Annotated in this window: 32 protein-coding genes; 21 read left to right on the top strand and 11 right to left on the bottom strand. The window is 64.2% G+C overall.

What is annotated here, in order from left to right:
• Positions 1-39 precede the first annotated feature (39 nt).
• Positions 40-570: an N-acetyltransferase family protein gene (locus RX331_RS01865; RefSeq protein WP_317254976.1), complete on the top strand. Its 531-nt coding sequence runs from the start codon at positions 40-42 to the stop codon at positions 568-570.
• Positions 571-711: 141 nt separating this feature from the next.
• Here RX331_RS01865 and RX331_RS01860 read toward each other — a convergent pair whose 3' ends face one another.
• The 3 genes from RX331_RS01860 to acnA all read right to left on the bottom strand — a co-directional run bounded on the left by RX331_RS01860 (position 712) and on the right by acnA (position 5,256).
• Positions 712-1,083: a DUF2794 domain-containing protein gene (locus RX331_RS01860; protein ID WP_317254975.1), complete on the bottom strand. Its 372-nt coding sequence runs from the start codon at positions 1,081-1,083 to the stop codon at positions 712-714.
• Between the two features lie 407 nt (positions 1,084-1,490).
• The gene (locus RX331_RS01855; RefSeq protein ID WP_317254974.1) at positions 1,491-2,285 is read right to left on the bottom strand and encodes a DUF1223 domain-containing protein; all 795 of its coding nucleotides are present in this window, start codon (positions 2,283-2,285) and stop codon (positions 1,491-1,493) included.
• A 250-nt stretch (positions 2,286-2,535) separates the two neighbouring features.
• On the bottom strand, positions 2,536-5,256 hold the full coding sequence (gene acnA, locus RX331_RS01850) for an aconitate hydratase AcnA (protein WP_317254973.1): 2,721 nt from the start codon (positions 5,254-5,256) through the stop codon (positions 2,536-2,538).
• A gap of 224 nt (positions 5,257-5,480) precedes the next feature.
• Here acnA and ccmA point away from each other — a divergent pair, with 224 nt between their 5' ends.
• The 6 genes from ccmA (at position 5,481) to RX331_RS01820 (ending at position 8,823) form a co-directional block, all read left to right on the top strand.
• On the top strand, positions 5,481-6,083 hold the full coding sequence (ccmA, locus tag RX331_RS01845; protein WP_317254972.1) for a heme ABC exporter ATP-binding protein CcmA: 603 nt from the start codon (positions 5,481-5,483) through the stop codon (positions 6,081-6,083).
• Positions 6,080-6,748 (top strand): heme exporter protein CcmB, encoded by a 669-nt coding sequence (gene ccmB, locus RX331_RS01840; protein ID WP_317254971.1) that lies wholly within the window; start codon positions 6,080-6,082, stop codon positions 6,746-6,748. Before ccmA ends, ccmB begins: the two co-directional genes overlap by 4 nt.
• A 90-nt stretch (positions 6,749-6,838) precedes the next feature.
• Positions 6,839-7,570, top strand: a complete 732-nt coding sequence (locus tag RX331_RS01835) for a heme ABC transporter permease (RefSeq protein ID WP_317254970.1) — start codon at positions 6,839-6,841, stop codon at positions 7,568-7,570.
• A 4-nt stretch (positions 7,571-7,574) separates the two neighbouring features.
• The gene (gene ccmD, locus RX331_RS01830) at positions 7,575-7,751 is read left to right on the top strand and encodes a heme exporter protein CcmD (protein WP_317254969.1); all 177 of its coding nucleotides are present in this window, start codon (positions 7,575-7,577) and stop codon (positions 7,749-7,751) included.
• Positions 7,751-8,338 (top strand): DsbE family thiol:disulfide interchange protein, encoded by a 588-nt coding sequence (locus tag RX331_RS01825; RefSeq protein WP_317254968.1) that lies wholly within the window; start codon positions 7,751-7,753, stop codon positions 8,336-8,338. Before ccmD ends, RX331_RS01825 begins: the two co-directional genes overlap by 1 nt.
• A 125-nt stretch (positions 8,339-8,463) precedes the next feature.
• On the top strand, positions 8,464-8,823 hold the full coding sequence (locus RX331_RS01820) for a ComEA family DNA-binding protein (RefSeq protein WP_317254967.1): 360 nt from the start codon (positions 8,464-8,466) through the stop codon (positions 8,821-8,823).
• A 146-nt stretch (positions 8,824-8,969) separates the two neighbouring features.
• On the opposite strand, the gene RX331_RS01815 is transcribed toward RX331_RS01820, so the two are convergent.
• Together RX331_RS01815 and ftsY are read right to left on the bottom strand one after the other, a co-directional pair.
• Entirely contained in the window at positions 8,970-9,572 is a 603-nt protein-coding gene (locus RX331_RS01815; RefSeq protein WP_317254966.1) for a septation protein A, read from the bottom strand.
• 2 nt (positions 9,573-9,574) lie between these two features.
• A complete protein-coding gene (gene ftsY / locus RX331_RS01810) occupies positions 9,575-10,522 on the bottom strand; it encodes a signal recognition particle-docking protein FtsY (protein ID WP_317254965.1) in 948 nt (315 codons plus the stop codon).
• A gap of 166 nt (positions 10,523-10,688) precedes the next feature.
• Here ftsY and RX331_RS01805 point away from each other — a divergent pair, with 166 nt between their 5' ends.
• On the top strand, positions 10,689-11,324 hold the full coding sequence (locus RX331_RS01805) for an RNA pseudouridine synthase (RefSeq protein WP_317258359.1): 636 nt from the start codon (positions 10,689-10,691) through the stop codon (positions 11,322-11,324).
• A gap of 176 nt (positions 11,325-11,500) precedes the next feature.
• Here the strand turns inward: RX331_RS01805 and mtaB are convergent, their stop codons facing one another.
• On the bottom strand, positions 11,501-12,766 hold the full coding sequence (gene mtaB / locus RX331_RS01800) for a tRNA (N(6)-L-threonylcarbamoyladenosine(37)-C(2))-methylthiotransferase MtaB (RefSeq protein ID WP_317254964.1): 1,266 nt from the start codon (positions 12,764-12,766) through the stop codon (positions 11,501-11,503).
• Between the two features lie 2 nt (positions 12,767-12,768).
• Positions 12,769-13,641, bottom strand: a complete 873-nt coding sequence (gene dapF / locus RX331_RS01795) for a diaminopimelate epimerase (protein WP_317254963.1) — start codon at positions 13,639-13,641, stop codon at positions 12,769-12,771.
• A 194-nt stretch (positions 13,642-13,835) separates the two neighbouring features.
• On the opposite strand from dapF, the gene RX331_RS01790 reads away from it, so the two are divergent.
• Positions 13,836-14,552 (top strand): GyrI-like domain-containing protein, encoded by a 717-nt coding sequence (locus tag RX331_RS01790; protein ID WP_317254962.1) that lies wholly within the window; start codon positions 13,836-13,838, stop codon positions 14,550-14,552.
• 5 nt (positions 14,553-14,557) lie between these two features.
• Positions 14,558-15,259, top strand: a complete 702-nt coding sequence (locus RX331_RS01785) for an SIMPL domain-containing protein (RefSeq protein WP_317254961.1) — start codon at positions 14,558-14,560, stop codon at positions 15,257-15,259.
• Positions 15,260-15,423: 164 nt separating this feature from the next.
• Here RX331_RS01785 and RX331_RS01780 read toward each other — a convergent pair whose 3' ends face one another.
• Positions 15,424-16,488: an MBL fold metallo-hydrolase gene (locus RX331_RS01780; protein ID WP_410708084.1), complete on the bottom strand. Its 1,065-nt coding sequence runs from the start codon at positions 16,486-16,488 to the stop codon at positions 15,424-15,426.
• A 484-nt stretch (positions 16,489-16,972) separates the two neighbouring features.
• Between RX331_RS01780 and ffh the strand changes: the two genes are divergently transcribed.
• From ffh to RX331_RS01740, 8 genes are all read left to right on the top strand, one after another.
• A complete protein-coding gene (ffh, locus tag RX331_RS01775; RefSeq protein WP_317254959.1) occupies positions 16,973-18,514 on the top strand; it encodes a signal recognition particle protein in 1,542 nt (513 codons plus the stop codon).
• 176 nt (positions 18,515-18,690) lie between these two features.
• Positions 18,691-19,020, top strand: a complete 330-nt coding sequence (gene rpsP / locus RX331_RS01770) for a 30S ribosomal protein S16 (protein WP_317254958.1) — start codon at positions 18,691-18,693, stop codon at positions 19,018-19,020.
• A 19-nt stretch (positions 19,021-19,039) separates the two neighbouring features.
• A complete protein-coding gene (gene rimM / locus RX331_RS01765; protein ID WP_317254957.1) occupies positions 19,040-19,564 on the top strand; it encodes a ribosome maturation factor RimM in 525 nt (174 codons plus the stop codon).
• Between the two features lie 24 nt (positions 19,565-19,588).
• Positions 19,589-20,308 (top strand): tRNA (guanosine(37)-N1)-methyltransferase TrmD, encoded by a 720-nt coding sequence (trmD, locus tag RX331_RS01760; protein WP_317258358.1) that lies wholly within the window; start codon positions 19,589-19,591, stop codon positions 20,306-20,308.
• A 108-nt stretch (positions 20,309-20,416) separates the two neighbouring features.
• On the top strand, positions 20,417-20,797 hold the full coding sequence (gene rplS / locus RX331_RS01755; RefSeq protein ID WP_317254956.1) for a 50S ribosomal protein L19: 381 nt from the start codon (positions 20,417-20,419) through the stop codon (positions 20,795-20,797).
• Positions 20,798-20,988: 191 nt separating this feature from the next.
• On the top strand, positions 20,989-21,111 hold the full coding sequence (locus RX331_RS01750) for a hypothetical protein (protein ID WP_317254955.1): 123 nt from the start codon (positions 20,989-20,991) through the stop codon (positions 21,109-21,111).
• A gap of 78 nt (positions 21,112-21,189) precedes the next feature.
• Positions 21,190-22,596, top strand: a complete 1,407-nt coding sequence (gene leuC / locus RX331_RS01745) for a 3-isopropylmalate dehydratase large subunit (protein ID WP_317254954.1) — start codon at positions 21,190-21,192, stop codon at positions 22,594-22,596.
• A 103-nt stretch (positions 22,597-22,699) separates the two neighbouring features.
• Positions 22,700-22,906, top strand: a complete 207-nt coding sequence (locus RX331_RS01740) for a hypothetical protein (protein WP_317254953.1) — start codon at positions 22,700-22,702, stop codon at positions 22,904-22,906.
• A gap of 67 nt (positions 22,907-22,973) precedes the next feature.
• Here the strand turns inward: RX331_RS01740 and RX331_RS01735 are convergent, their stop codons facing one another.
• Together RX331_RS01735 and RX331_RS01730 are read right to left on the bottom strand one after the other, a co-directional pair.
• Positions 22,974-23,585 carry a hypothetical protein gene (locus RX331_RS01735; RefSeq protein WP_317254952.1) on the bottom strand — a complete coding sequence of 204 codons (612 nt, stop codon included), beginning with the start codon at positions 23,583-23,585 and terminating at the stop codon, positions 22,974-22,976.
• A 172-nt stretch (positions 23,586-23,757) separates the two neighbouring features.
• Positions 23,758-24,048, bottom strand: coding sequence for a hypothetical protein (locus tag RX331_RS01730; RefSeq protein ID WP_317254951.1), 291 nt, complete (start codon positions 24,046-24,048; stop codon positions 23,758-23,760).
• A gap of 159 nt (positions 24,049-24,207) precedes the next feature.
• On the opposite strand from RX331_RS01730, the gene RX331_RS01725 reads away from it, so the two are divergent.
• Positions 24,208-24,495, top strand: coding sequence for a hypothetical protein (locus tag RX331_RS01725; RefSeq protein ID WP_317254950.1), 288 nt, complete (start codon positions 24,208-24,210; stop codon positions 24,493-24,495).
• Between the two features lie 122 nt (positions 24,496-24,617).
• Here the strand turns inward: RX331_RS01725 and RX331_RS01720 are convergent, their stop codons facing one another.
• Positions 24,618-24,941, bottom strand: a complete 324-nt coding sequence (locus RX331_RS01720; protein ID WP_317254949.1) for a hypothetical protein — start codon at positions 24,939-24,941, stop codon at positions 24,618-24,620.
• Positions 24,942-25,049: 108 nt separating this feature from the next.
• Between RX331_RS01720 and RX331_RS01715 the strand changes: the two genes are divergently transcribed.
• Positions 25,050-25,448, top strand: a complete 399-nt coding sequence (locus RX331_RS01715) for a metallopeptidase family protein (protein WP_317254948.1) — start codon at positions 25,050-25,052, stop codon at positions 25,446-25,448.
• A 139-nt stretch (positions 25,449-25,587) separates the two neighbouring features.
• Positions 25,588-26,193: a 3-isopropylmalate dehydratase small subunit gene (gene leuD / locus RX331_RS01710; RefSeq protein ID WP_317254947.1), complete on the top strand. Its 606-nt coding sequence runs from the start codon at positions 25,588-25,590 to the stop codon at positions 26,191-26,193.
• The last annotated feature ends 42 nt before the right edge of the window (positions 26,194-26,235 follow it).

Raw genomic sequence — 26,235 nt, 5'->3', positions numbered from 1 at the left:
GGTGTTGATCCCGATTGTTCTGCTGGTATCTTTTTCTGCATGTCCATGCCTGAAATCCGGCCCGCCACCGAGGCCGACCTGCCCGCCATCACCGACATCTATGAGCACGCGGTGCGCCATGGTACCGCGACGTTCGAGCTGACCCCACCCGATCTCGCCGAGATGGTCAGGCGATTCAGGGCGCTGTCCGACGGCGGATTTCCCTATTTCGTCGCCGTCGTCGAGGGCGAGGTGATCGGCTACGCCTATGCCGGCCCCTACCGGCCGCGGCCGGCCTACCGTTTCACGGTGGAGAATTCGGTCTATTTGAAGCCGGCCATTCACCGCCGCGGCGTCGGTTTCCAGCTGATGCAGCGGCTGATCGCCGCGTGCGAGGCGCGCGGCTTCCGGCAGATGATCGCCGTCATCGGCGATTCCGCCAATGCTGGCTCGATCGGCGTGCACACCAAATGCGGGTTCCAGATGGTCGGGACGCACGCCAATGTCGGCCTGAAGTTCGGCCGCTGGCTCGACACCGTGATGATGCAGCTCGCGCTCGGTGAAGGCGGCACGACGGTGCCGAAGGATTAGAGGGACCGGCAGGGTGGGCAGAGCCACCGGGTCGCGCGAATGCGCGCCGATGACAGGCTCCGCGTGCCCCACCATTCTTGCGACCGGAGACGGATGGTGGGCACGGCGCAAGGCGCCTTTGCCCACCCTACAGCAGCGTGGCTAAACCACCGCCAGCTTGCGGTCGATCGCCAGCAACACCCGCTCAAGCTCGTGGCCGCGGCGCAGGATCAGCCCGGTCGCCGAGATCACACTGTACATGCCCTGTTTGCGCGCAAGGCGCGGGTCTTTCTCGATGCGGTAGATCGGAACCTCGGAGGCGCGGCGGAAGACCGAAAACACCGCACGGTCCTTCATGAAGTCGATGGCGTAGTCACGCCATTCGCCGTCGGCAACCATGCGCCCATACAGATTGAGGATGCGGTTGAGTTCGAGACGGTTGAAGGTGACGCGATTCGGCGGGGGAACTGCAGTGGCGGGGCGCGCCACTGCGCGGCTCTCGCTCGGATCGGTGTCCTCCGATATCAAATTCATCGAGCGCCTCCTGTCATTCAATTTGCATGATCGCGCTAACCGAAGGATGCCGCAAGGGGGTGTAAATGCGAAAGAAATCGCGTCCGACACCCGACATTGCCGAATCCGTGGATTCACGGGATCGTTAGCGGAATCTTATTGCTGCCCCACTTCCGCCAACCGCCTGCCCCGCTGAGTTGAGAAAACATAATCCTGCGTTGGCCCGGTCCTTTCGGTTCCGGATTCCTCAGCCCCCAGCCCCCCGGGGCCGTCGGGATCGGGCCTGTTCGCAGAGGGAGTTAATCCCGATACTGGGCCAACGAAAGTTGGTCCTTTTTCGTTTGCGAGCCCGGTTGCACGCGGCTGCGCTCGGCGCGCCAAAGCCCGCCTGCCGCAACCAGCTTCCGTTCAGAAAATTCGAAGCCGAGCTAGCGCAGCTCGGTCATGGCCGCGCCGAGCATCGCACCCGGCTTGTCGCGATTGCCATCCTGGACATAGACGACCGCGGCGTCGACGCCATCGCGCGAAATGCTCTCAAGGGGAATGGTCCAGCTTCCCGAACCGCCGTTCCAGTCGCCGACCTTCACGAGACTGCGCACCACGTTGTAGTAGGTGATCTCGCGGCCGCGGTTCTCGCCGCGCCCGATTGAAATCGGCACCGCGCGCGACACCGAGCAGAGCCACACTTCGCCATGGCCCGCTGTCATTGACACCTTGCTCGGATCCACCTTGCTCGCATCAACCGAGACGTTGAGCAATTTGCCCGACAAGGTCATCGTCACCGGCAGCGACATCACGCCGTCGGTCTTGCTGGTGTTCTTGATGGCGCCGTCGATGGCGGAGCGATCGCTGCCGATCACCTGCGCCGAACCGTTGACGATCATCTGCGGCGTGTAGAGGTTACGGTCACCGCGCGCGCGCGAATAGGCTTTTTGCCGCGCGCTGAACTGCGAGTCCGCCAGCGTGTCCTTCCAGCCAAGATAATCCCAATAATCGACCGGCATGCTCAACGCGATGACAGATGGATCCTTGGCGAGCTCACCGACGATTCGGTCGGCCGGCGGGCAGGATGAACAGCCTTGCGAGGTGAACAGCTCGACCACTGCGCGGGGATCGGCATGGGCGGGGCGGATGACCGCGATGATCGCGCAGACCCCAAGTGCACCGGCTCCGAGCGCACCGGACCATCGCGATATGCAGTTATAGGCCATCATCGCTGTCATCGTGCGAACCGGTAGTAGCGGCTATCAGTATTTGTACGGGGCATGGTTTTGAACATCCTGTTAAGCGTGCCCCAAACACGCGAAAGCGGCCTTGTCATAGGCCGCCTTCTTCCTGGTCGCTACTCACTTCGAAGTGAGGCACTGATCACAAATCCGCGTTTCAAAGCGTTTTCAAGCGAAGCATGCCCTCGGACTTGATCCGAGGGTAGTTACCGGTTCGCGTGAAAGAAAACACGTCAAAAAGAGAACTCTACGCCGCGAGTTTGCGCAGCACGTAATGCAGGATGCCGCCATTGCGGTAGTAGTCGAGCTCGTCGAGGGTATCGATGCGGCACAAGAGCGGCACGCGCTGCAGCGAACCGTCATTCGAGACGATCTCGGCGGTCAGGGTCTGGCGCGGCTTCAGGTCGCCCTGCAGGCCGCGGATCGTCACCTTCTCGTCGCCCTTCAGCCCCAGCGAGGTCCACGATGTGCCTTCCTCGAAGGTGAGCGGCAACACACCCATGCCAACCAGGTTGGAGCGGTGGATGCGCTCGAAGCTCTGGCAGATCACGGCGCGAACGCCGAGCAGGCGGGTGCCCTTCGCGGCCCAGTCGCGCGACGAACCATTGCCGTATTCGGCGCCGGCGAACACGACCAGCGGCACATTCTCCTGCTGGTACTTCATCGCGGCGTCGTAGATCGACATCTCCTCGCCGTCCGGCCAGTGCTTGGTTAGTCCGCCTTCCGGAATATTGCCGTCGGCCCCCTTCAGCATGAAGTTCTTGATGCGGATGTTGGCGAAGGTGCCGCGCATCATGATCTCATGGTTGCCGCGCCGCGTGCCGTACTGGTTGAAGTCGGCGGGACGCACCTGGTGCTCACTGAGGAACTTTCCGGCCGGCGACGTCAGCTTGATCGAGCCGGCCGGCGAGATGTGATCGGTGGTGATCTTGTCGCCGAACATCGCGAGAATCCGCGCATCGACCACGTCGACGACGGGATCGGGCTGCTTCTTCATGCCTTCGAAATAGGGCGGATTCTGCACATAGGTCGACGACATGTTCCAGCGATACGTCTCGCTGTCGGTGGTCTTGATCTTGCGCCAGTTGGTGTCGCCCTTGAACACGTCGGCGTAGCGCTTCTTGAAGATCGTCGCAGTCACGAACTTCTTCATGAAGGCGTTGATCTCCTTCGTGGTCGGCCAGATGTCCTTCAGATAGACCGGCTTGCCGTCCTTGCCGGTGCCGATCGGCTCGACGGAGAGATCCTTGGTCACGGTGCCGGCCAGCGCATAGGCCACGACCAGCGGCGGCGAGGCCAGATAGTTCGCCTGCACGTCCGGCGAAACGCGGCCTTCGAAGTTGCGGTTACCCGACAGCACGGCCGCAGCCACGATGGCGTTGTCGTTGATCGACTTCGAAATCTCTTCCGGCAGCGGGCCCGAGTTGCCGATGCAGGTGGTGCAGCCGAAGCCGACCAGGTTGAAGCCGACCTTGTCGAGGTCCTTCTGAAGGCCGGAATTGGCCAGATATTCCGCAACCACCTGGCTGCCCGGCGCCAGCGAGGTCTTCACCCACGGCTTGGCAGTCAGGCCCTTGGCGGCGGCGTTGCGCGCGAGCAGGCCGGCGCCGATCAAAACGCTGGGGTTCGAGGTGTTGGTGCAGGAGGTGATCGCGGCGATCACGACATCACCATGGCCGAGATCGAAATCGCGGCCCTCAACCGCATAACGCTTCTCGGCCCCCTCGGCCTTCTTGTATTCGCCGGCGAGCGCGGTCGCGAAGCCCGACGCCACCGAAGGCAGCGCGATGCGGCCTTCGGGACGCTTCGGACCGGCCATCGACGGCACGACGTCCTTCAGGTCAAGCGTCAGCGTTTCCGTGAACACGGGGTCGGCTGATTTCGCCGTACGGAACAGGCCCTGCGCCTTGGCGTAGGCCGCGACCAGCGCGACGCGGTCGTTCTTGCGGCCCGAGGTCTTGAGGTAATCGATGGTCGCGGCATCGACCGGGAAGAAGCCGCAGGTCGCACCATATTCCGGCGCCATGTTGCCGATGGTCGCCTTATCCGCGACCGAAAGATAATCGAGGCCGGGGCCGAAGAACTCGACGAACTTGCCGACCACGCCTTGCTTGCGCAACATCTGCGTGACCGTCAGCACGAGGTCGGTCGCGGTGACGCCTTCCTTGAGCTGGCCCTTGAGCTTGAAGCCGACCACCTCCGGCAGCAGCATCGACAGCGGCTGGCCGAGCATGCAGGCTTCCGCCTCGATGCCGCCGACGCCCCAGCCGAGCACGGCGAGGCCGTTGACCATGGTCGTGTGCGAATCGGTGCCGACGAGCGAATCCGGATAGGCGACCTCGAAGGTGCCGGTCTTCTTGCCGACCGTCATCTTCTCCTTCTTGGTCCATACCGTCTGCGCGAGATATTCGAGATTGACCTGGTGGCAGATGCCGGTGCCGGGCGGCACCACCGAGAAGTTCGAGAACGCCTTTTGGCCCCACTTCAGGAATTCGTAGCGTTCCTGGTTCTGCTTGTATTCCTCGACGACGTTCTTGCCGAACGCCTTGTTGTCCCCGAAGAAGTTGACGATGACGGAGTGGTCGATCACGAGGTCGACCGGCACCAGCGGGTTGATCTTCTCGGCATCGCCGCCGAGCGCCTGCATCGCGTTGCGCATCGCGGCGAGATCGACCACCGCCGGCACGCCGGTGAAATCCTGCATCAGGACGCGCGCCGGACGGAAAGCGATTTCATGCTCGAGCTTGCGCTTGCGAAGCCACTTCGAGACCGCGATGATGTCCTCTTTCTTGACGGTGCGGCCGTCCTCGTTGCGCAGCAGGTTTTCCAGGAGCACCTTCATCGAATAAGGCAGCTTGGAAATTCCCTTCAGACCGTTCTTCTCCGCGGTGGGCAGGCTGTAATACACGTAGGACTTGCTGCCGACCTTGAGGGTCTTGCGGCATTTGAAGCTGTCGAGCGAGGTCATTGTCAGGGATCCCAAATTCTAGTTATACCCAGCAAGGGTATTTGAACACCGTTGGCGCGAGGCTGCCTGATGGCTTGCAGCCGCCGATTGTGTGCTGCATCAAGTTCCGGGCTTATAGAATCTTTCTAGAAGCACCGCCACACCGAGAAGCGTGCTGCAGCAATGCGGTACCCACAAATTCTGACGCGGTACCCATCAAATTCAGAGGGCTGTGACGACGTAAAATGCGGCTCTCGGGACGCCAGATCGACTGCATCAGGGGAGGCCGCCGGGTGTTCTCCGGCCTCGGTTTCGAGGCCTCGTCCGGCGAGGTGCTGGCCGTGGTCGGCCCCAACGGCGCCGGCAAGACCTCGCTGCTGCGCCTCCTGGCCGGCCTGCTGGCACCGGCGGGCGGCTCGGTCGAACTGGAAGGCGGCGAGGCCGAACTGACCTTGCCGGAACAGTCGCATTATCTCGGCCACCGCGACGCGCTGAAACCGGCGCTGAGCGTGCATGAGAACCTGTCGTTCTGGCGGGATTTTCTCGGCGGCAAGGCCGGGGACGTCGACCAATGCCTCGCCGCAGTCGGGCTTGGCCACGCTGCGCACCTGCCGGCGGCCTATCTTTCGGCCGGCCAGCGGCGGCGGCTGTCGATTGCGCGCCTGCTTGTGGTGCGCCGGCCGGTCTGGCTTTTGGACGAGCCGACCTCGGCGCTCGATATCGCCGGCCAGAGCCTGTTCGTCGGCGTCATGCGCGACCATCTCGCCGGCGGCGGAATCATCATCGCTGCGACGCATACGCCTCTCGGGATCGAAGCGCAGGAACTGCGGATGGGGGGCGCCACATGACCGCCCTCGCCGCGCTGATTCGCCGGGACGTCAGGATCGCGCTCCGCGTCGGCGGCGGGGCACTGATCGGAGTGCTGTTCTTCCTGACCGTGACCGTGCTGATGCCGTTCGCGATCGGGCCCGACCTGCCGCTGCTGGCCCGGCTTGGACCCGCGATCCTCTGGCTCGGCGCCCTGCTCGCCAGCCTGCTGACGCTGGATCGCCTGTTCACCGCCGACCACGAGGATGGCTCGCTCGACCTGATCGTGATGGGGCGGACGCCGCTGGAACTCGCCTGCGCCGCGAAGGCGCTGGCGCACTGGCTCGCCGCCGGCGTGCCGCTGATCGCGGCAACACCTGCGCTCGGGCTGTTGCTCAATCTTGATGTCACCGCAACGTCGGCGGTGGCGCTGACGCTGCTGGTGGGAACGCCGGCGCTGACGTTTACCGGGATGATCGGCGCGGCGCTGGCCGTGACGCTGCACCGCGGCGGCCTCTTGCTGGCGGTGCTGGTGCTGCCGCTCTCGATCCCGGTGCTGATCTTCGGGGTTGCAGCGTCGCAGGCCGCAATCACGGGGCCTTTGTCGTTTGGAACACCGTTCTCGATTCTGTGCGCGCTATCGCTGGTCAGTCTCGTGGTCGGGCCGTTCGCCGCGGCGGCCAGCCTGCGGCACGGCCTGGACTGACAGATTTGACGCCGATCAACTCTCGCGGAGGCAATATGAAACAAACCATGTCGCATTGCCTGCCCTGCGCTTGACGACTATCAGGATGCCATGACGCTGATCGACCTCGCCAATCCGACCAAATTCCTGTCGCTGACGGCGCGCGTGCTGCCGTGGCTGGCGGGCGCGACCGCGATCCTGCTGCTGATCGGCCTGTATCAGGCGGCAACGGCGCCCGACGACTATCAGCAGGGCGCCACCGTGAAGATCATGTTCATCCACGTGCCGAATGCCTGGCTTTCGATGTTCGTCTGGGGCGTGATGAGCCTTGCGGCGCTGGGCACGCTGGTGTGGCGGCATCCGCTCGCCGATGTCGCGGCCAAGGCGGCGGCGCCGATCGGCGCGGCCTTCACCTTTCTCGCGCTGGTCACGGGATCGCTGTGGGGCCGACCGATGTGGGGCACCTATTGGGAATGGGATGCGCGGCTGACCTCGGTGCTGATCCTGTTCCTGATGTATCTCGGCCTGATGGCGCTGTGGCGCGCGGTCGATGACCCATCGCGGGCGGCGCGCGCCGCCGCGGTGCTGACGCTGGTCGGCGCGCTCAATCTGCCGATCATCAAGTTTTCGGTCGACTGGTGGAACACGCTGCACCAGCCGGCATCGGTGATGCGCATGGGCGGCACCTCGCTCGACAAGGCGTTCCTGATTCCCTTGCTCGTGATGGCGGTCGGCTTCTCGCTGTTGTTCGTGACGCTGCATATCGCGGCGATGCGCAACGAGATCCTGCGCCGGCGGGTGCGCAGCTTGCAGATGATGCAAGCCAGCCAGCAGGCGGCGTAAGACGATGTCGCTCGGCCCCTATGCCTCGTTTATCGTGACGTCCTACGCATTGGTGGCGGCGATCGTGCTGCTCCTAATCGTCTGGATCAGCGTCGATTACCGCAACCAAAAACAGCGCCTGCGCGACCTCGAGTCCTCCGGCATCGTCAGGCGCTCCGGCCGCCAGGCAACCGAAATCTGATGAGCACGCCCGCAACATCGGAAAGCCAAACACGCAGCCGGCGCTGGCTTGTGGCGTTGCCGCTGTTCGGTTTCCTCGCCGTCGCCGCGCTGTTCCTGCTGCGTCTTTACGGCGGCGATCCTTCCAGGATTCCCTCTGCGCTGATCGGCCGCCCGGCGCCGCAGACCACGCTGCCGGCGCTGGAAGGCCTCGTCCATAACGGCGCACCAATCCCCGGGCTCGACCCCGGCGTGTTCAAGGGCAGGGTTTCCGTCGTCAATGTTTGGGCGTCCTGGTGCGTGCCGTGCCACGACGAGGCGCCGCTATTGACCGCGCTCGCAAAGGACACGCGGCTGCAGATCGTCGGCATCAACTACAAGGACTCGCCCGACAACGCCCGCCGCTTCCTCGGCCGCTACGGCAACCCGTTTGCAGCGGTCGGCGTCGACAGCAATGGCCGGGCCTCGATCGAATGGGGCGTCTATGGCGTGCCCGAAACCTTCGTGGTCGGCCGCGACGGCACCATCCGCTACAAGCTGGTCGGGCCGGTGACCCCTGCCAATCTCGACAGCGTGCTCAAGGTCGAGATCGAGAAGGCGTTGAAGTGACGACGTAGAATGAGATTCAAATATTCTTCCGGTTTTATCTGCCGTTCATTTTACAGCCATGGCGCCGCCACGAATTCGCAGCTAGCTTTATGGGGTTACTTGAACCGTCCTGGGAGGGACACCCCATGCGTCATTTCACGCTCGCTTCTCTTCTCGCCACCGCGCTCACGCTCGGCCTCATGACGGCAACGCCGTCGATGGCCCAGACCGCGCAGCCGGCCACCAAGTCCGACAGCAAGATGGCTCCCGCGCCGAAGGCCTCGGAGTCGAAGATGGCGCCGGCGCCGAAGGCCGAGCTGCTCGACATCAACTCGGCCACCGCCGATCAGCTCGATGCGCTGCCGGGCGTCGGCAAGGCCTATTCGGCGAAGATCATCGCGGGCCGCCCGTACAAGGGCAAGGACGAGCTGGTGCAAAAGAGCATCGTGCCGCAGGCGACCTACGACAAGATCAAGGACAAGATCATCGCCAAACAGAAGAGCTGAGGCGGTCTTGTTGACCTCTCCCGCTTGCGGGGGAGGTCAACGCGCTCGTGAGAGCGCGGCGGGTGGGGACTCTCTCCACGCGGGCAGTGTCGCCCGCGGAGACACCCCCACCCCGGCCCTCCCCCGCAGGCGGGAGAGGGAGAAGATCACCCCTTGCTCACATCCCCGGCTTCGGCCTCGCTCGCCTCGAGCGTGGCCGGCTCCACGTGATAGCGCTTCATCAGCGGCATCTGGGCAATCGCAAACACCATCGTGATCGGGACCGCGCCGAACACCTTGAAATTGACCCAGAAATCGGTCGACTGCGTGCGCCAGATGATTTCGTTCAGCACCGCCATCGCCAGGAAAAACAGCGCCCAGCGCGCGGTCAGGATGCGCCAGCCCTTCGGAGTCAGGTTGAACATCTGGTTGAACAGGATCGCGATGAAGGAGCGGCCGAACAGCAAGCCGCCGCCGAGGATCGCCGCAAACAGGCCGTAAACCATCGTCGGCTTGATCTTGATGAAGGTCTCGTCATGCAGCACCAGCGTCAGGGTGCCGAAGACCAGCACGATCACGGCGGTGACGATCGCCATCATGGGCACGTGCCGCACCACGACATAGGAGGCGATCATCGCGGCCACGATCGCCACCATGAAGGCGCCGGTCGCAACGAACAGGTTGAACTTGGCGTTGGCGAAGAAGAACACGATGAGCGGGCCGAGCTCGGTCGCAAGCTTGAACAGCGGATGCGGCTGGTTCTTGTCCATGCTTAACTTTCGATTCCTGCGATCGCGTTGGCAAAGTCCCGTGCGGTGAACGGCGCGAGGTCGTCGACGCCTTCGCCGACGCCGATGAAGTGCACCGGCAGCTTGAACTTCTCCGCCAGCGCCACCAGGATGCCGCCGCGCGCCGTACCGTCGAGCTTGGTCATCACGAGACCGGTGACGCCAGCGGTACGATGAAACGCCTCGACCTGCGACAGCGCATTTTGTCCCACGGTGGCGTCGAGCACGAGCAGCACCGCATGCGGGGCCGATGCATCGACCTTCTTGATGACGCGAACCACCTTCTCCAATTCGTTCATCAGTTCGGCCTTGTTCTGCAGGCGGCCGGCGGTATCGACCAGCAGCACGTCGAGCTTCTGCTCCTTCGCCGTGCTCAGCGCATTGAAGGCAAGGCTCGCGGAATCCGAGCCCTGTGCGCCCGCGACCACCGGCGATCTGGTGCGCTCGCCCCAGACCTTGAGCTGCTCGATCGCGGCAGCGCGAAACGTATCGCCGGCCGCCAGCATCACCTTGCGGCCCTCGGCGGAAAATTTCGCGGCCAGCTTGCCGATCGTCGTGGTCTTGCCGGAGCCGTTGACGCCGACCACGAGAACCACGAACGGCTTCTGTGCCGCGTCGATCGCAAGCGGCTGCGCCACCGGCGCCAGCACCTTCTCGACCTCGCTGGCGACGACGGCCTTCACTTCATCCGCCGAAATCGCCTTGTCATAACGGCCGGCGCCGACCGCGTCCGCGATCCGGACCGCAACCGTGGTGCCGAGATCGGCGCGCAGCAGCACGTCCTCGATGTCGTCGAGCATGGCGCGGTCGAGCTTGCGCTTGATGACGAGATCGGCAACGGCCGTTCCGAGCGCGCTGGACGTGCGCTTCAGGCCGCTCGAAAGCCGCCGCCACCAGCTCTGTTTTGGAGTTCCGGGAGTGGTATCGCTCATGTCAGGGACGTGTTAGCGGTTTCGCGCCATGAGCGGAAGTCACAACAGACCTATCGTTGTTCCCGGATTGTCCTTCGATGTTCCCGGAGAGTCCACGGCAGCTTTTGATGTCCCGGGCTTAACGGCGGAGGAAATCCAGGCCCGCGTGCTCCATCGCGACGGCTTGATGCTTGTCATCGACAAGCCGGCCGGCCTTCCCGTGCATCGCGGCCCCAAGGGCGGCGCCAATCTGGAGGCGTCGTTCGACGCCCTGCGGTTCGGCCTGCCACGGCCGCCGGTGCTGGCCCATCGGCTCGACAAGGATACCTCCGGCTGCCTCGTGCTCGGACGTCACCGCAAGGCGACCGCCTCGCTTGGCCTGTTGTTCAAGCACGGCAAGGTCGGCAAGACCTACTGGGCCGTGGTCGAGGGCGGCCCCGCCGAGGACGAAGGCACCATCGATATGCCGCTGGGCCGGCTGAACGCCGAGCGCGGCTGGTGGCAGAAGCCGGACCCGGAGGGCCAGAAAGCCGTCACGACATGGAAGGTCTGCGGCCGTGGCGACGGCCTCGCCTGGCTGGCGCTGGAGCCGGTCACCGGGCGCACCCATCAACTCCGCGTGCATACGTCGGCGACGGGCTGGCCGATCGTCGGTGACAACATCTACGGCAACGGGCCAAGATTCGGCGAGCCGATCCTGCATCTGCACTCCCGCGAGATCGTGATTCCGATCTCGAAGAACAAGGACCCGGTGCGCGTGACAGCGCCGGCGCCGTCGCACATGCGGGAGCGGCTGAGGAAGTGCGGGTGGAATGGGGAGTGACGGTTTAGCCACCGTCAGCACCTCAACACACGCTGTCATCATCCGCGAAGGCGGATGATCCAGTATTCCAGAGACGTCAGAGTTCAACCGAGAAGCCGCGGCGTACTGGGTCGCCCGGTCCCAGTGCGCAATTGCGCACAAGGCCGGGCGATGACAGCCAATGTGAGGCGACAACCTCACACCATCAGACGCGCGCCGTCATGGCCCTTGATCGCCAGCGGCAACACCGCACCCGGTTTTTCGCCTGATGTCGCCACCGGCAGGAAATGCTCGGTGCGCCCTTGCGTCGCGCTCTCGATCAGCACCTGACGCGTTGAACCGACCTCTGCCGCAAGGCGCCGTCGCAGCGCGGCCTCTCCTCCGTCCCGCAGCCGCTTCGCGCGGCTCTTGATCGCCTCACCTGCCACCTGCGGCATTCGCGCGGCCGGCGTGCCCGGGCGCTTGGAATAGGGAAACACATGCAGAAAGGTGAGATCGCATTCCTCCACGAGGTCCAGCGAACGCGCGAACATTTCCTCGGTCTCGGTCGGGAAGCCCGCAATGATGTCGGCGCCGAAGCTGATGTCCGGGCGAAGCCGCCGCACCTGGGCGCAGAATTCGATCGCGTCCTGCCGCGAATGCCGCCGCTTCATCCGCTTCAGGATCATGTCGTCGCCGGACTGCAGCGACAGATGCAGATGCGGCATCAGCCGCTCATCGTTCGCAATGACGTCGAGCAGGTCGCGATCGACCTCGATGGAATCGATCGACGAAATCCGCAGGCGTTTCAGCTCCGGCACATGCCGCAGAATCTGCTTTGTCAGTTGGCCCAGCTTCGGCGTGCCCGGCAGATCCGCGCCGTAGCTCGTGAGATCGACGCCGGTCAGCACGATCTCGGCATGGCCGCGCTCGGTCAGCGCCTGCACCTGCTCGACCACCGCGCCCATCGGCACCGAGCGCGAATTGCCGCGGCCGTAAGGGATGATGCAGAAGGTGCAGCGGTGGTCGCAGCCGTTCTGCACCTGCACGAAGACGCGCGGCAGGCCGGCCTTGAAGCCGTCGAGCAGATGCGGCGCCATCTCCTTGACCGCCATGATGTCAGCGACCGCGATCTTCTCGCTGGACTCGATGCCGAAACCGGGATCGAATGCCGCGCGCGTGGCGCGCCAGGCCTCGCCGCGCATCTTCTCGTCATTGCCGACCACGCGGTCGACCTCGACCATGTCGGCAAACATTTTTGCTTGCGTCTGCGCCGCGCAGCCGGTGACGACGATGCGTGAGTTCGGCCGCTCGCGCTTAAGCCGACGGATCGACTGCCGCGCCTGCGCCACCGCCTCGTTGGTGACGGCGCAGCTATTGACGACAACGGTATCGGAGAGGCCGGCGCGCTCCGCCTCGCGGGCGATCACCTCGGATTCGAAGGCGTTGAGACGGCAGCCGAACGTGATGATGTCGACGCTCATCCTTACGCGACGCTGGCGAACAGCGCAGGATCGAAGCGGCCCTCATACTCGAAATCAGCGGTGCCGGTCATCAGCACGTGGTCGTCACGCTCGCGCCACTCGATGCCGAGCTTGCCGCCGGGCAGCGTGATTTCGACGTTGCGCTTGGTGCGCTTCAGCCGTGCCGCGGCGACCGCAGTCGCGCAGGCGGCGGAACCGCACGCCCGGGTCAATCCGGCGCCCCGCTCCCAGGTGCGGATCGTGATGTGGCCGCGATCGACGATATGGGCGAGCGTGATGTTGGCGCGATCCGGGAAGATCGGGTGATTTTCCAAAAGCGGCCCGAAGCGTTCGAGATCGTAGGCATTGACGTCGTCGACCCAGAAGATCGCGTGCGGATTACCCATCGAGACCACCGAGGGCGAATGCAGCACCGGCGCGTCGATCGGCCCGACCTGCAGCTCGATATAGCGGGTGTCGCGAAACTCTTCCGCCAGCGGAATATCCTGCCAGCCGAACTTCGGCGCACCCATATCGACGGTGTAGAGATCAGGCGCCGGGCCTTGCCAGCAGTTCAACAGGCCCGCGCGGGTCTCGAAGGTCACCGAGGTCTGGCCGGTCTTTTCGAACAGGCGTCGCACCACGCAGCGCATGCCGTTGCCGCACGCGCCGGCTTCCGAGCCGTCATTGTTGTAGATGCGGATGAAGGCCTCGGTGCCCTGTAGCCGCGGCGGCAGCAATACCATTAACTGGTCATAGGGAGCGCCCGCGGGCGAGGCCACCGCCCGTGCATCTTCCGGCGTCACGGCGCCCTTCGAATCGCGCATGTCGACGACGACGATCTCGTTGCCGATACCGTTCATCTTGGCAAACGTATGGTTGGCCAGCGCGCTCATGGAATTTCCCAATTTATGCCTGCCTTATATGGCGAATGATGGCCGATTGCCTAGTACGTCGGGGCGGCAGGGGCCTATGACGCATCTGTCATGGGACGAAAGCGCGCCTGGCGTGTTAGGAATAGCAGCGTCCTGGCGGGCGTGGGGCGGGACAATGCCGCGGCCGCCGTGGGTGGGATGGAGAATACCTGGAAATGAACCTAATCAGCACTTTTCGCGCGGCCCTGGTCGCGCTCCCCATGGTCGTGATCGGACCCGGTAACACCGTGCTGGCGCAATCGCCGGCGCCCTCGGCCTCCCCCACCGCAAGCCCGTCGGCAACGCCGAGCCCCGCACCATCCGCGGTGCCAGTCCCGCCGCCGGCCGAGACCAAGTCCCCGGCGGACGCGCCCACGGCCGAGAAAGCCCCGCCACCCGCGCCGCCGCCGCCCGCCCCCAATATCCAGACCGCCGACCCCTTTGGCGAAGAGTTCACGCTCGAACCCAAGAAAGTGGTGATCATGAAGGGCACCGCCAATTGGGATGCCGCGTTCGACACGCTGATCGATTCGTTCAAGGCCCTGACCGCCCTGCTCGACAAGCAAGGCATCAAGGCCACGGGCAACTCGATGATCGTCTACACCTCGACTGACGATACCGGCTTCACATTCCTCGCCCAGATTCCGGTCGATCAGGACGTCAAGAACCTGACCAAGGACATGAGCATGGGCAAATCGCCCGAGGGCAAGGCGCTGAAGTTCGTACATCGCGGCTCCTACGACAACATGGACAACACCTATGAGGCGATCACCAACCACCTCGACGACAAGAAGCTGGAAGCCAAGGACACCTTCATCGAGGAATACATCACCAACCCGCTGAAGACGGCGGAGGACAAGCTGGTGATCAATGTCTACGTGCCCTTGAGGTGACCGGCATGAAGGGTAGGTTCGGCCTCGCGATTGCCGCCACGCTGCTGGCCATGCCCTCGCTCGCGCAGACGATGCCGCCGCCGGCGATTTCCGTGACCGGCGAGGCGAATGTCTCGGTGGCGCCCGACCAAGCCCAGATCGACGCCGGCGTGACCTCGGACGCCAAGACCGCGCGCGAGGCCTCCGATGCCATCAACGCCGCCATGGGCAAGGTGCTGCTGGCGCTCAAGGGCGCCGGCATCGAGGAGAAGGACTACCAGACCTCGCGGCTGTCGCTGCAGCCGCAATTTGCCGCCCCGTCGAAGGCCGCCGAACGTCCCCCGGGCATCATCAGCTTCCGCGCCAGCAACCGCGTCACGGTCAGGATGCGCGACGTGACCAAGGTCGCCAACGTGATCGACGTGCTGGTCGGCGCCGGCGCCAACGACATTGGCGGGATCAATTTCAGTGTGACGCAGGCATCGAAACATCTCGACGAGGCCCGCGAGAAGGCAATCGCGGACGCCCGCCGCAAGGCCGAGATTTATGCCAAGGCGGCCGGCGTCACGCTCGGCGAGCCCATCAGCATTTCCGAAGAGGGCGCGCCGACGCCGGTGTTCCGCAGCAAGGTGGCGGCGCCCATGGCCGCCGGCGCGCAGGTGGCGCCGGGCGAAGAAACGCTGTCGGTGACGGTCAGCGTATCCTGGTCGATCAAGCCGAAGGAATAGTCTCGCTCCCCCGTGTCCCGGACGCGGCGCAGCGTGCAACGCGGCGCCGCAGAGCCGGGACCCACTCACTTTCAGGATTGTTTGCTGCGCGATGGGCCCCGGCTCTGCAGCGCTTCGCTTCGCGCTGCGCTGCGTCCGGGGCACGAGGGAGAGACGACGAGACGCTAAATCTCCACCACCTGCCCGGGCTTCAGCGCCGCGAACCGCTCCGGCGGGATCTTCGCTGCCTTCAACGCATCGGCTAGCGCGTTGACGGGCGCGTCGATCGCCTCGTCGGTGAGCTGGAACGTGCCGTGGTGATGCGCCAGCGCTTCCTGCGCGCCGCAATCGGCGAACGCCTTCACCGCATCAGCCGGATTCATGTGCTGGTCCTTCATGAACCAGCGCGGCTCGTAGGCGCCAATGGGGAGGATCGCCAGCCGCAGCGGGCCGTGCTTCTCGGCCACGCGGCGAAAGTGCTTGCCCTCGCCATAGCCGGAATCGCAGACGATGTAGAGCTTGCCCTGCGGCGTCTCCAGCACAAAACTCGCCCATAGCGCCTTGTTGCGGTCGAACAGGCCGCGGGCTGACCAGTGTCGCGTCGGAACCAACGTGACTGCGATGCCGTTGCCGAGCTCGACGCGGTCCTGCCAATCGAAGCCTTCGGCTTTAATCGCCGAATCCGAGTCGCGCATGGTGACATCGTTGCCGAGCGGCGTGATCACGCGCGGCGAGAACTTTTCCGTCAGCTTCGAGAGCGTCGCGATGTCGAGATGGTCGTAATGGCCGTGGCTGACCAGCACGACGTCGATCTTGGGCAGCGCCTCGAACGCAATGCCGGGGTCGTTATGGCGCTTCGGCCCGACAAGGGAAAACGGCGAGGCCCGCAGCGACCAGACGGGATCGACGAGAATGTTGAGATCGCGGGTCTGGATCAGCCAGGAGACGTGGCCGACAAAGGACAGCCGCACCTTGTCGCCCGAAACCCGCGGCGGCGGCGTATCGCTATGGGCGTTCGGCACCCAGTCCGGCCATTCCGCGCGCTTGCGGTCGCCGCCAAACTGCCAGCGCAGCACCTCGGCGAGCGATTTCGGCGGCACGCCGTCCGGATCGAAGAAGCGCGTGCCGTCGAAATGATCCGAGATGGGGCCGTCATAGGTTTTCATATTGCTAATCCAGATCGAAGGCACGCCGACGGCCACGGCCGCGCCGGCGAGTACTCCGAGAATACGGCGGCGGGTGATGGGCACTGTTGTCACGAAGGGGAGAGAGCTGACGACATGGGCGTTATATGGCGTTTGCCGGTTCAACTTGGAACCTGCGGCCGAACGCCGATCGCATCACTCTCTAGAACCACAATATTTCCAAGGGCTTACTGAGGTGGCCGGCTCATTTCTGCCGAGTTTCTCCTTGACTTTCGCACCTTCCCGGCGTTTAACCCCGGCACTTTCTCGAAAAGACGTTCTTTTCGACCCGCCGCCCGGCCCTTGAGACCGGAGGCCAACGCCCGACAGCGCGATGCGCCCTCGGGCGCGAAGGTGTTTGGACGATCGTTTTGGCGGGTTCTGCCAAGACATATCTAGTTCGTCATCACCCGCGAAGGCGGGTGATCCAGTATCCCAGAGGCCGCTCGGCTGGAACCGAGCAGCCGCGGCGTACTGGATACCCCGCCTTCGCGGGGTATGACGGTGGTGAGATGCAGCGCCTGCAAAGGCAGGACAAAGGACAACGGCATTGTTCGACAATCTGTCGGAACGGCTTGGTGGGATTCTCGATCGTCTGACGGGGCGCGGTGCGCTGACCGAAAAGGACGTCGACGCCGCGATGCGCGAGGTGCGCCGCGCGCTGCTCGAGGCCGATGTTGCGCTCGAGGTCGTGAGAAGCTTTACCGAGCGCGTCCGCGAACAGGCGGTCGGTGCCACCGTCGTCAAGTCGGTCACACCAGGCCAGATGGTGGTCAAGATCGTCCATGACGAGCTGGTCGCGACCCTCGGCGCCGACGGCCAGACCATCGACATCAATGCGGTGCCGCCGGTTGCGATCATGATGGTCGGTTTGCAGGGCTCCGGCAAAACCACGACGACCGCAAAACTCGCCCGCCGCATGGTCCAGCGCGACAAGCGCAAGGTGCTGATGGCTTCGCTCGACATCTACCGCCCGGCGGCGATGGAGCAACTCGCCGTGCTGGGGCGCGACCTCGACATCCCGACGCTGCCGATCGTCGCCGGCCAGAAGCCGGCGCAGATCGCCAAGCGCGCGTTGGAGGCCGGCAAGCTCGGCGGCTACGACGTCGTGCTGCTCGACACCGCCGGCCGCACCACGCTCGACGAAGAGATGATGAGCGAGGCGGCCGAGATCAAGCAAGCCGCCAATCCGCATGAAGTGCTGCTGGTCGCGGACTCCCTGACCGGCCAGGACGCGGTCAACCTGGCGCGCGCCTTCGATCAGCGCGTCGGCCTCACCGGCATCGTGCTGACGCGCGTCGACGGCGACGGCCGCGGCGGCGCCGCGCTATCGATGCGCGCGGTCACGGGAAAGCCGATCAAGCTGATCGGCACAGGCGAAAAGACCGACGCGCTGGAAGATTTCCATCCCTCCCGCATCGCCGGCCGCATCCTCGGCATGGGCGACGTGGTGTCGCTGGTCGAACGCGCCGCGGCGAATATCGACGCCGAAAAGGCCGCGCGCACCGCCGAGCGGATGCGCAAGGGCCAGTTCGACCTCAACGACATGCGCGAGCAGTTGCTGCAGATGGCGAACATGGGCGGCATCAGCGGCCTGATGGGCATGATGCCCGGCATTGCCAAGATGAAGAACCAGATCGCCGCCGCCGGGATCGACGACAAGATTTTGAAACGCCAGGTCGCGATCATCGATTCGATGACGCGGGCCGAGCGCAAGAACCCTGATATCCTCAAGGCCAGCCGCAAGAAGCGCATCGCCGCCGGCGCCGGCCAGAATGTCGAGCAGGTCAACAAGCTCTTAAAGATGCACCGGAACATGTCCGACATGATGAAGGCCATGGGTTCGGGCAAGCGCGGCCCGCTCGCCGGCATCGCGCAGGCGATGGGCTTTGGCGGCGGCATGAAGCCGCCCTCGCCGGAAGAGATGAAGGCGCTGGCCGACAAGATGCAGGGCGGCGGCGGCCTGCCGAATTTGCCGAAGGATCTTCCCGTCGGCCTGCGCCAGGGCCTGCCCAACGTGCCGGGCCTCACCGGCCTCAGCGGCAAACCGACGCTGCCGGGCCTCGGCGGCTTCCCGGGGAAGAAGAAATGATCGCTAGCCAACACGCGCCCGTCATCGTCCGCGCAGGCGGACGATCCAGTACTCCGTGCTCTTCCGGTTCAATCGCTTACGCCTGCGACTACTGGATGCCCCGCCTTCGCGGGGCATGACAGAGCGAGAATTCACATCGTTCACATCACTAGATTCGTATTCAACAGGAGAACTAAATGTCAGTCGTTATCCGCCTCGCTCGCGCAGGCACCAAGAAGCGTCCGGTCTATCACGTCGTCGTCGCCGACTCGCGCTTTCCCCGCGACGGCCGCTTCATCGAGCGTCTCGGCTATTTCAATCCACTGCTGCCGAAGGACAATGAGGCCCGCCTGAAGCTCGACATGGACAAGGTGAAGTCCTGGCTCGCCAAGGGCGCGCAGCCGTCTGACCGCGTGACCCGCTTCCTCGATGCCGCCGGCGTCGTCAAGCGCGCGGCGCGCAACAACCCGGAAAAGGCCGTGCCGCGCAAGGAGCGCAAGGCCGCCGAAGCCGCCGCGAAGGCGTAAGTTCTAGCGGCGCACGACGGTGGCATCACCTGTTTGCGTCGCACGTATCGGCGCTGCGCATGGCGTGCGCGGCGCCGTAAAACTGTGGACCTTCACCGAAGACCCGCTGGCCGTAAGAGATTACGGCCCGCTGATGACAAAGGACGGCGCGCGTCAGTTCGAGGTGATGCATGTCCGCGAGGCGAAAGATCACCTCGTGGCGACGCTGAAGGGCGTCACGACCCGCGATGATGCCGAACGGCTAAATGGCCTCGAGCTTTACGTCCCGCGCGAACGGCTGCCCGAGACCGACGCGGACGAATATTACCACGCCGACCTGATCGGGCTTGCGGCGGTCAATGCCGCCGACGAGCCGCTCGGCCGCGTGGTCGCGATCCATAATTTTGGCGCCGGCGACATCATTGAGATCGCGCCCGCCAAAGGCGCTACCATGTTATTGCCGTTCACCAATGCGGTGGTGCCGACCGTCGATCTGGCCAATGGTCGGGTGGTGATCGAGTTGCCGCAGGAAATCGAAGGCGACGAAGCCCCGACGCTCACGTGATGGGTTTGACATGGCTTGTTTGACATGATCTGGCGCGCCACCGTCCTCACGCTCTTCCCCGAGATGTTTCCCGGGCCGCTCGGCGTCAGCCTCGCGGGCAAGGCGCTGGCATCTGGCGTGTGGGCACTGGAGGCGTGCGACATCAGGGCGTCAGCCACCGACAAGCACCGCAGCGTCGATGACACGCCGGCCGGCGGCGGCCCCGGAATGGTGCTGCGCGCCGACATTCTGGCCGGAGCGATCGACGCTGCTGATATCGCGCAGGACCGGCCCCGTCTGCTGATGAGCCCGCGGGGTCGGCCATTGACCCAGTCGCTGGTCAGCGAACTCGCCGCCGGGCCGGGGCCCATGATCGTCTGTGGCCGGTTCGAGGGGGTCGACCAGCGGGTGATCGAGGCGCGGAACCTGCAGGAGGTCTCGATCGGTGATTACGTGCTTTCGGGAGGCGAAATCGCCGCGATGGCGCTGATCGATGCCTGCGTGCGGCTGCTGCCGGGGGTGATGGGCAAGCAGGCGTCGGGGGAGGACGAGAGCTTTTCCGAAGGACTACTGGAATACCCCCAATACACCCGTCCCCAGGCGTTCGAGGGCCGAACCATCCCAGAAATCCTTGTATCCGGCGACCACGCCAAGGTCGCGGCCTGGCGGCGGGCCGAGGCCGAGGCGCTGACCCGGGCGCGGCGGCCGGATCTATGGGCGGCGCGGGCCGGCCAAAAAGGCACAAAAAGCACGACAGACGGGTGACAAGCGCGGCTTGATGCCTTATACGGGCGCCAAATCCGCACCCGCGCAGGATAGATGGACGTTTGCGCAGCCCCCGAAAGGCTGGGCGCGCCGCCGATGGAGATTTCAATGAACCTCATTCAGCAGCTCGAGAAAGAGCAATTCGACAAACTGTCGGCCACCAAGACCATTCCGGATTTCGCCCCCGGCGACACCGTAATCGTCAACGTCAAGGTGGTCGAAGGCGAGCGCACCCGCGTGCAGGCCTATGAAGGCGTCTGCATCGGTCGTTCCGGCGGCGGCCTCAACGAGAGCTTCACCGTCCGCAAGATTTCCTACGGCGAAGGCGTCGAGCGCGTGTTCCCGGTGCTGTCGCCGATGATCGACTCGATCAAGGTGGTGCGCCGCGGCAAGGTGCGTCGCGCCAAGCTGTATTACCTGCGCAATTTGCGAGGCAAGTCGGCCCGCATCGTCGAGAAGCAGGACCGCGCCGCCGCCGTCGGCGAGTAATTTCGTCCCCACAGGGATGCGACAAAAGCGCGGGGTTTTGCCCCGCGCTTTTTTGTTGGCTTCCGTCATTGCGAGCGAAGCGAAGCAATCCACCTTTCCGCCCGGGGACAGATGGATTGCTTCGCTGCTCGCAATGACCGTGGCAATAAACGCATATCGCGCTTAGATGATGCATGTGTTATGAGACTGGAATGGTTCTAGATCGCACCAGCACCGCCCAGCGCATCGTCATCGACGATCGCTCGCGGCTGCCCGGCCGTTTCTTCGGACGGTTCGCGACGTCGGCGACGTCGGAACTTACGGCCGCAGCTTGACGCTGCGCTGAACATCCGTTGCTGGCGCGCGTTCCGCGCCCTGATCATCACACAGAATTTTCTTTGGAGCTTATGCTCATGTCCAAACCGACCACGCTGTACGACAAGATCTGGAACGACCACCTGGTGCACGAAGCCGAGGACGGCACCTGCCTGCTCTATATCGACCGTCATCTGGTGCACGAGGTGACCTCGCCGCAGGCGTTCGAAGGCTTGCGCGCCTCCGGGCGCAAGGTGCACGCGCCGGAGAAGACGCTGGCGGTCGTCGATCACAACATCCCGACCACCGACCGCTCGAAACCGAACCCCGATCCCGAAAGCATCGAGCAGATGCGCGTGATGGCTGAAAACGCCAAGGAATTCGGCATCGAATATTACAACGAGTTCGACAAGCGCCAGGGCATCGTGCACGTGATCGGCCCCGAGCAGGGTTTTACGCTGCCCGGCACCACCATCGTCTGCGGTGACAGCCACACCTCCACCCATGGCGCGTTCGGCGCGCTGGCGCACGGCATCGGCACATCTGAAGTCGAGCACGTGCTGGCGACGCAGACGCTGATCCAGAAAAAAGCAAAAAACATGCGCGCGGTGGTCGACGGCAAATTGCCCGACGGCGTCACCGGCAAGGACATCATCCTCGCCATCATCGGCGAGATCGGCACCGCGGGCGGCACCGGCTACGTGCTGGAATATGCCGGCGATGCGATCCGCGCGTTGACGATGGAAGGCCGCATGACGGTCTGCAACATGTCGATCGAGGGCGGCGCCCGCGCCGGCCTGGTCGCGCCGGACGAGAAGGCGTTCGAATTCCTGAAGGGCCGCCCAAAGTCGCCGAAGGGCGCCGACTGGGACGCCGCGATGCGCTACTGGGAAAAGCTGCGCTCGGATGAGGGCGCGCATTTCGACCACGAGATCCGGCTGGATGCAGCAAAGCTGCCGCCGATCGTGACCTGGGGCACCTCGCCCGAGGACGTCATCTCGATATCAGGCTTCGTGCCGGACCCCGACAAGATCGAGGACGAGGCCAAGCGGCTCTCAAAACATCGCGCGCTGAAATATATGGGCCTGACGGCGGGAACGAAGATCACCGACATCAAGCTCGACCGCGTTTTCATCGGCTCCTGCACCAACGGCCGCATCGAGGATTTGCGGGCGGCGGCGAAGATCGCCGAGGGCAAGACCGTCAACGCCAACGTCAACGCCATGATCGTGCCGGGCTCCGGCATCGTGAAGGAGCAGGCGGAAGCCGAAGGCCTCGACAAGATCTTCATCAAGGCCGGTTTCGAATGGCGCGAGCCGGGCTGCTCGATGTGCCTCGCGATGAACCCGGACAAGCTGAAGCCGGAAGAGCGCTGCGCCTCGACCTCGAACCGCAATTTCGAGGGCCGCCAGGGCTTCAAGGGCCGCACCCATCTGGTGTCGCCGGCAATGGCGGCGGCGGCGGCAATCGCCGGGCACTTCGTCGACGTCAGGGAATGGCGTTAACGCTTTCTTATGCGTAGATTGCGAGCCGTTTCGGCAACGCTGCGTTAACAGGCAGAGCGCACACTGGTCCCTTGCGAAGAGGCTTTCGCGAGGGACCTTGGCCGTGACCGACAAGTACGAATATGTCGATATGATCAGCGAGGCGACGAAGCAGGTGCGTCGTCGCACGCCGCGCATCGTCGACCTTCAAACCATCGCCACCAAGGAAGTCTCGCGCCTCAGCCACTGGCCGCCCGACCACTGGTACCAGTGGCGGATGGAGAAGCTCACGCCGTGGAAGGTCAAGCCCTGGGAAGGCAAGGATTGGTGAGCCGGCCGGAATCATCCCCGCTCGAACAACAGGCGCCCGTCGGGCGCCTGTTTCGTTTCAACATTCCTCACCATCCGTAATAGCGGTAGCGCCAGTGATGCCGCCACCACGGACGGTACCGGCAGATCTTCCGCGGCCCGTAATAGGTCCAGACGATGCGGCAGTATCGCGGGTAGTAGCCATAGTAACGCGGATAGTAATAGGACGGCGCGTAGTAGAAGCGCCGGTGGAAGTGACGCCGGTGGTGATAGAAATGGGGCCGGTAGTAGGCGTGGCGATAGCCGTAGAAGGGCCGGCCTACGCGATAGCCGCCGCCACGATAGATCGGCGCGGCGCGAAAGCCGCCGCCGCGGTGAATCGCAAACCCGCCGCCTCGGAAACCGCCGCCATGAAAGCCGCCGCCTCTAAATCCACCGCCGTGAAATCCGCCGCCGCCGCCACGAAACCCACCGCCACCGTGGAAGCCTCCGCCACCACCGCGGAAGCCGCCACCACCGCCGCCATGGCGTACTTCGGTCGCAAGACCATCGGTTGCATATTTGACGGATGGAGCCGCGCCGGGACTCGCGAGCGAGAGCGCCTCGGCGCGCTGATGTGATGCCGCCGCGAACGCAACCAGCGCCGCAGCCGTAATGCCCAGACGGCGGACAAGACCGCGTCCGGGATCGGATATCGACATGGATGAATCCTCCCTCACCGCGACGGCGCGCCCTCAACCGCATTGCGGTTGATCCCCGTCGCTTTCATTTGCGGTGTCGCTCCCGACATAACGTTAAAGACAGGCACGTGAACGCGCCATGAATGCACCCGTCGTCGAGATGAACGCGTTGAAAAACTTTTCCGCTGCCTCACTACCAGCGGGGACCGAACCCGATGCCGAAGATAAACGGCGCAGGCGTGTCGTAGGGATACGGGCGATAGTAGATCGGCCGCGCGTAATAATGGGGGCGATAATACGGACGATAATAGCCGTAATGGCGGTAGTGGCGCCGGTGATAGCGATGCGCGCTGAAATCGGTGACGTCGGACGTGCTGGCGGTTTGCGCCTTTGCCTGCGGCGCCGCGGCCGCGCTGCCAATCGCTCCCTGCGCGGCGATCGCGAGCGCGCCTGCGACAAGGGCTGCAGAAATCAAACTCCTCATGATGTACTCCAGTGACCGATCGTGAGGTGAGAGATAACGGAGCGCGATCTCGCCAGTTTCAAGGCGAGCGCCATAAATCAAAACAGGCCCGCGATGAACGGGCCTGCTCGATGGCTGCGTCTTGCTGCCGCATCACCCCCGATGCCAGTGGCGGTGGTGATGGTGGCGATGATGATGCCAGCGGTGCCACCGATGGTGGTGATGGTGCCGCCAGTGAACTTCCGTCGTCGCCAGCCTGGCATCTTCCTGAACGGCTGCGGCGGCGCCGGGATTGCTGAGCGACACGGCATTCGCCGGCGTAGCGAGCGCGAGCAGCGCGCCAACGGCCGCGAGCCCGAGAAGCTTCGTGAACTGCATGAAATCTCTCCTTCGTGTGTCACGCCTGCGCCGAACGGCTCGTCGCGACGTTGCACGCAATATGGCGTCCGCGACTTGAATGCGTCCTGAATGAAGGCGCCACGAAGATGAACGAAGGCCGCCGCTTTCGCGACGATCAATGCACGCGCAACGACGCGCGAACCGCCGTCAGGCGATCACGCGGAAAACTTGCGCACGACAAATGGAAGAAACTAGCCCGGCCGCCAGTAGCAATTCATGCGCGGGGTGATCACCGTGCCGCTCGGCCGGTACTCCTGCACGTAATGCGCGGTGCAGTCGCGCACGGCGTTGGGACCGGGGTTGTAGCGCGGATAGACGCTGGGCGCCCACTCCTGACTATAGATCGGCACGCGGCGCAGCGGACGGCGGCGCTGCGCGGACATATCAGTGACGGCCGCGTCAGGCTTCGGCGCCGCCTTGAGTTCCGGCGCCGCCGTCTGGGCGCGGGCTGTCGCGGCCGGCAGCACGAGCCCGGCAAGGGCAGCCCACATTGCAACCGTCACAATCCGTTTCATCTAGTCCACCCACGCCTGATCACGCTCGCACGGTCTCCGATTGGAGCCCTGAGGTCAACTCGCAAAACCATAATGCGCACGGCCATAACACACGCTAAATACGTCCTGATGTGGACAGAAGCAAAAGCCCCCTCGCTCGCCGAAATGGAAGCCATGGCCCATGAGGTGTTCGAACGTCTGCCCAAGACGTTTCGAACGCTCTGCGAGGGTGTGATCATCCGCGTCGATGATTTCCCGACCGACGAGGTGCTGGACGAGATGCAGGCACAAAGCGAATTCGACCTGCTCGGCCTGTTTCAAGGCATCGGCCTGCCGCAGCAGAGCCACGGCGACGTCGCCCGGCTGCCCAACATGATATGGCTCTACCGGCGGCCGATCCTGGACTACTGGGCCGAGCACGAGGAAACGCTCGGCCATATCGTCCGCCACGTCCTGATCCACGAGATCGGGCACCATTTCGGCCTGTCGGACGCCGATATGGAGGCGATCGAGGCGGCCGCAGGCTAGGCCGCTTCCCTCGAATGGCGGACGGTTCGTCCGGAACGCGCCAGAACAGGCGGCCTATGCGTAAATTGGCCTTTTGCCGGGGCCGTATTCGCGATAAATCAGCGGCCCGTCCCACCTTTTCAACCGGGAAGTGCGATCGATGGAAAAGTTCACCACCCTGGAAGGCGTAGCTGCCCCCCTGAAGATCATCAATGTCGACACCGACATGATCATTCCGAAGCAGTACCTGAAGACCATCAAGCGCACCGGCCTTGGCAAGGGGCTTTTCTCGGAACAGCGCTACAAGGACGACGGCAGCGAGAACCCGGACTTCGTGCTCAACCAGCCGGCCTATCGCAATGCCAAGGTGCTGGTCGCCGGCGACAATTTCGGCTGCGGCTCGAGCCGCGAGCACGCGCCGTGGGCGCTGCTGGATTTCGGCATCCGCTGCGTGATCTCGACCTCGTTCGGCGACATCTTCTACAACAACTGCTTCAAGAACGGCATTCTGCCGATCCGCGTTGCGCAGGAAGACCTCGACAAACTGTTCGACGATGCCGAGCGCGGCGCCAACGCGACGCTGACCATCGACCTCCCCAACCAGGAGATCCGCGGCCCCGACGGCGGCAAGGTCAAGTTCGAGATCGACCCGTTCCGCAAGCACTGCCTTATGAACGGCCTCGACGACATCGGCCTCACCATGGAAAAGAAGGCGTCGATCGACGATTACGAGGCGAAGCTGAAGAAAGAGCGCGCCTGGGCCTGATCGTGCTGCCCGATGGTGTTACCAGAGCCCCGATTACCTCGG

The sequence above is a fragment of the Bradyrhizobium sp. BWA-3-5 genome (assembly GCF_032917985.1).
Lineage (GTDB): Bacteria > Pseudomonadota > Alphaproteobacteria > Rhizobiales > Xanthobacteraceae > Bradyrhizobium.
Note: the sequence above shows the minus strand (reverse complement) of the source record. Positions and strands in the feature narration are given on the sequence as shown.

Excerpts from the sequence above, each read along its gene's own strand:
- RX331_RS01715 (WP_317254948.1), top strand. The coding sequence starts at position 25,050 with ATGTGGACAGAAGCAAAAGCCCCCTCGCTCGCCGAAATGGAAGCCATG.
- RX331_RS01805 (WP_317258359.1), top strand. The coding sequence starts at position 10,689 with ATGCTTGTCATCGACAAGCCGGCCGGCCTTCCCGTGCATCGCGGCCCC.
- ftsY (WP_317254965.1), bottom strand. The coding sequence starts at position 10,522 with ATGAGCGATACCACTCCCGGAACTCCAAAACAGAGCTGGTGGCGGCGG.
- ccmA (WP_317254972.1), top strand. The coding sequence starts at position 5,481 with ATGCGGCTCTCGGGACGCCAGATCGACTGCATCAGGGGAGGCCGCCGG.
- RX331_RS01735 (WP_317254952.1), bottom strand. The coding sequence starts at position 23,585 with ATGTCGATATCCGATCCCGGACGCGGTCTTGTCCGCCGTCTGGGCATT.
- RX331_RS01815 (WP_317254966.1), bottom strand. The coding sequence starts at position 9,572 with ATGGACAAGAACCAGCCGCATCCGCTGTTCAAGCTTGCGACCGAGCTC.
- RX331_RS01790 (WP_317254962.1), top strand. The coding sequence starts at position 13,836 with ATGAACCTAATCAGCACTTTTCGCGCGGCCCTGGTCGCGCTCCCCATG.
- acnA (WP_317254973.1), bottom strand. The coding sequence starts at position 5,256 with ATGACCTCGCTCGACAGCTTCAAATGCCGCAAGACCCTCAAGGTCGGC.
- RX331_RS01730 (WP_317254951.1), bottom strand. The coding sequence starts at position 24,048 with ATGAGGAGTTTGATTTCTGCAGCCCTTGTCGCAGGCGCGCTCGCGATC.
- dapF (WP_317254963.1), bottom strand. The coding sequence starts at position 13,641 with ATGAGCGCGCTGGCCAACCATACGTTTGCCAAGATGAACGGTATCGGC.
- RX331_RS01820 (WP_317254967.1), top strand. The coding sequence starts at position 8,464 with ATGCGTCATTTCACGCTCGCTTCTCTTCTCGCCACCGCGCTCACGCTC.
- ccmB (WP_317254971.1), top strand. The coding sequence starts at position 6,080 with ATGACCGCCCTCGCCGCGCTGATTCGCCGGGACGTCAGGATCGCGCTC.
- RX331_RS01750 (WP_317254955.1), top strand. The coding sequence starts at position 20,989 with ATGGTTCTAGATCGCACCAGCACCGCCCAGCGCATCGTCATCGACGAT.
- RX331_RS01855 (WP_317254974.1), bottom strand. The coding sequence starts at position 2,285 with ATGACAGCGATGATGGCCTATAACTGCATATCGCGATGGTCCGGTGCG.
- RX331_RS01860 (WP_317254975.1), bottom strand. The coding sequence starts at position 1,083 with ATGAATTTGATATCGGAGGACACCGATCCGAGCGAGAGCCGCGCAGTG.
- RX331_RS01725 (WP_317254950.1), top strand. The coding sequence starts at position 24,208 with ATGGTGGCGATGATGATGCCAGCGGTGCCACCGATGGTGGTGATGGTG.
- ccmD (WP_317254969.1), top strand. The coding sequence starts at position 7,575 with ATGTCGCTCGGCCCCTATGCCTCGTTTATCGTGACGTCCTACGCATTG.
- leuC (WP_317254954.1), top strand. The coding sequence starts at position 21,190 with ATGTCCAAACCGACCACGCTGTACGACAAGATCTGGAACGACCACCTG.
- RX331_RS01835 (WP_317254970.1), top strand. The coding sequence starts at position 6,839 with ATGACGCTGATCGACCTCGCCAATCCGACCAAATTCCTGTCGCTGACG.
- RX331_RS01865 (WP_317254976.1), top strand. The coding sequence starts at position 40 with ATGTCCATGCCTGAAATCCGGCCCGCCACCGAGGCCGACCTGCCCGCC.
- RX331_RS01825 (WP_317254968.1), top strand. The coding sequence starts at position 7,751 with ATGAGCACGCCCGCAACATCGGAAAGCCAAACACGCAGCCGGCGCTGG.
- rplS (WP_317254956.1), top strand. The coding sequence starts at position 20,417 with ATGAACCTCATTCAGCAGCTCGAGAAAGAGCAATTCGACAAACTGTCG.
- leuD (WP_317254947.1), top strand. The coding sequence starts at position 25,588 with ATGGAAAAGTTCACCACCCTGGAAGGCGTAGCTGCCCCCCTGAAGATC.
- mtaB (WP_317254964.1), bottom strand. The coding sequence starts at position 12,766 with ATGAGCGTCGACATCATCACGTTCGGCTGCCGTCTCAACGCCTTCGAA.
- rpsP (WP_317254958.1), top strand. The coding sequence starts at position 18,691 with ATGTCAGTCGTTATCCGCCTCGCTCGCGCAGGCACCAAGAAGCGTCCG.
- RX331_RS01720 (WP_317254949.1), bottom strand. The coding sequence starts at position 24,941 with ATGAAACGGATTGTGACGGTTGCAATGTGGGCTGCCCTTGCCGGGCTC.
- trmD (WP_317258358.1), top strand. The coding sequence starts at position 19,589 with ATGATCTGGCGCGCCACCGTCCTCACGCTCTTCCCCGAGATGTTTCCC.
- RX331_RS01785 (WP_317254961.1), top strand. The coding sequence starts at position 14,558 with ATGAAGGGTAGGTTCGGCCTCGCGATTGCCGCCACGCTGCTGGCCATG.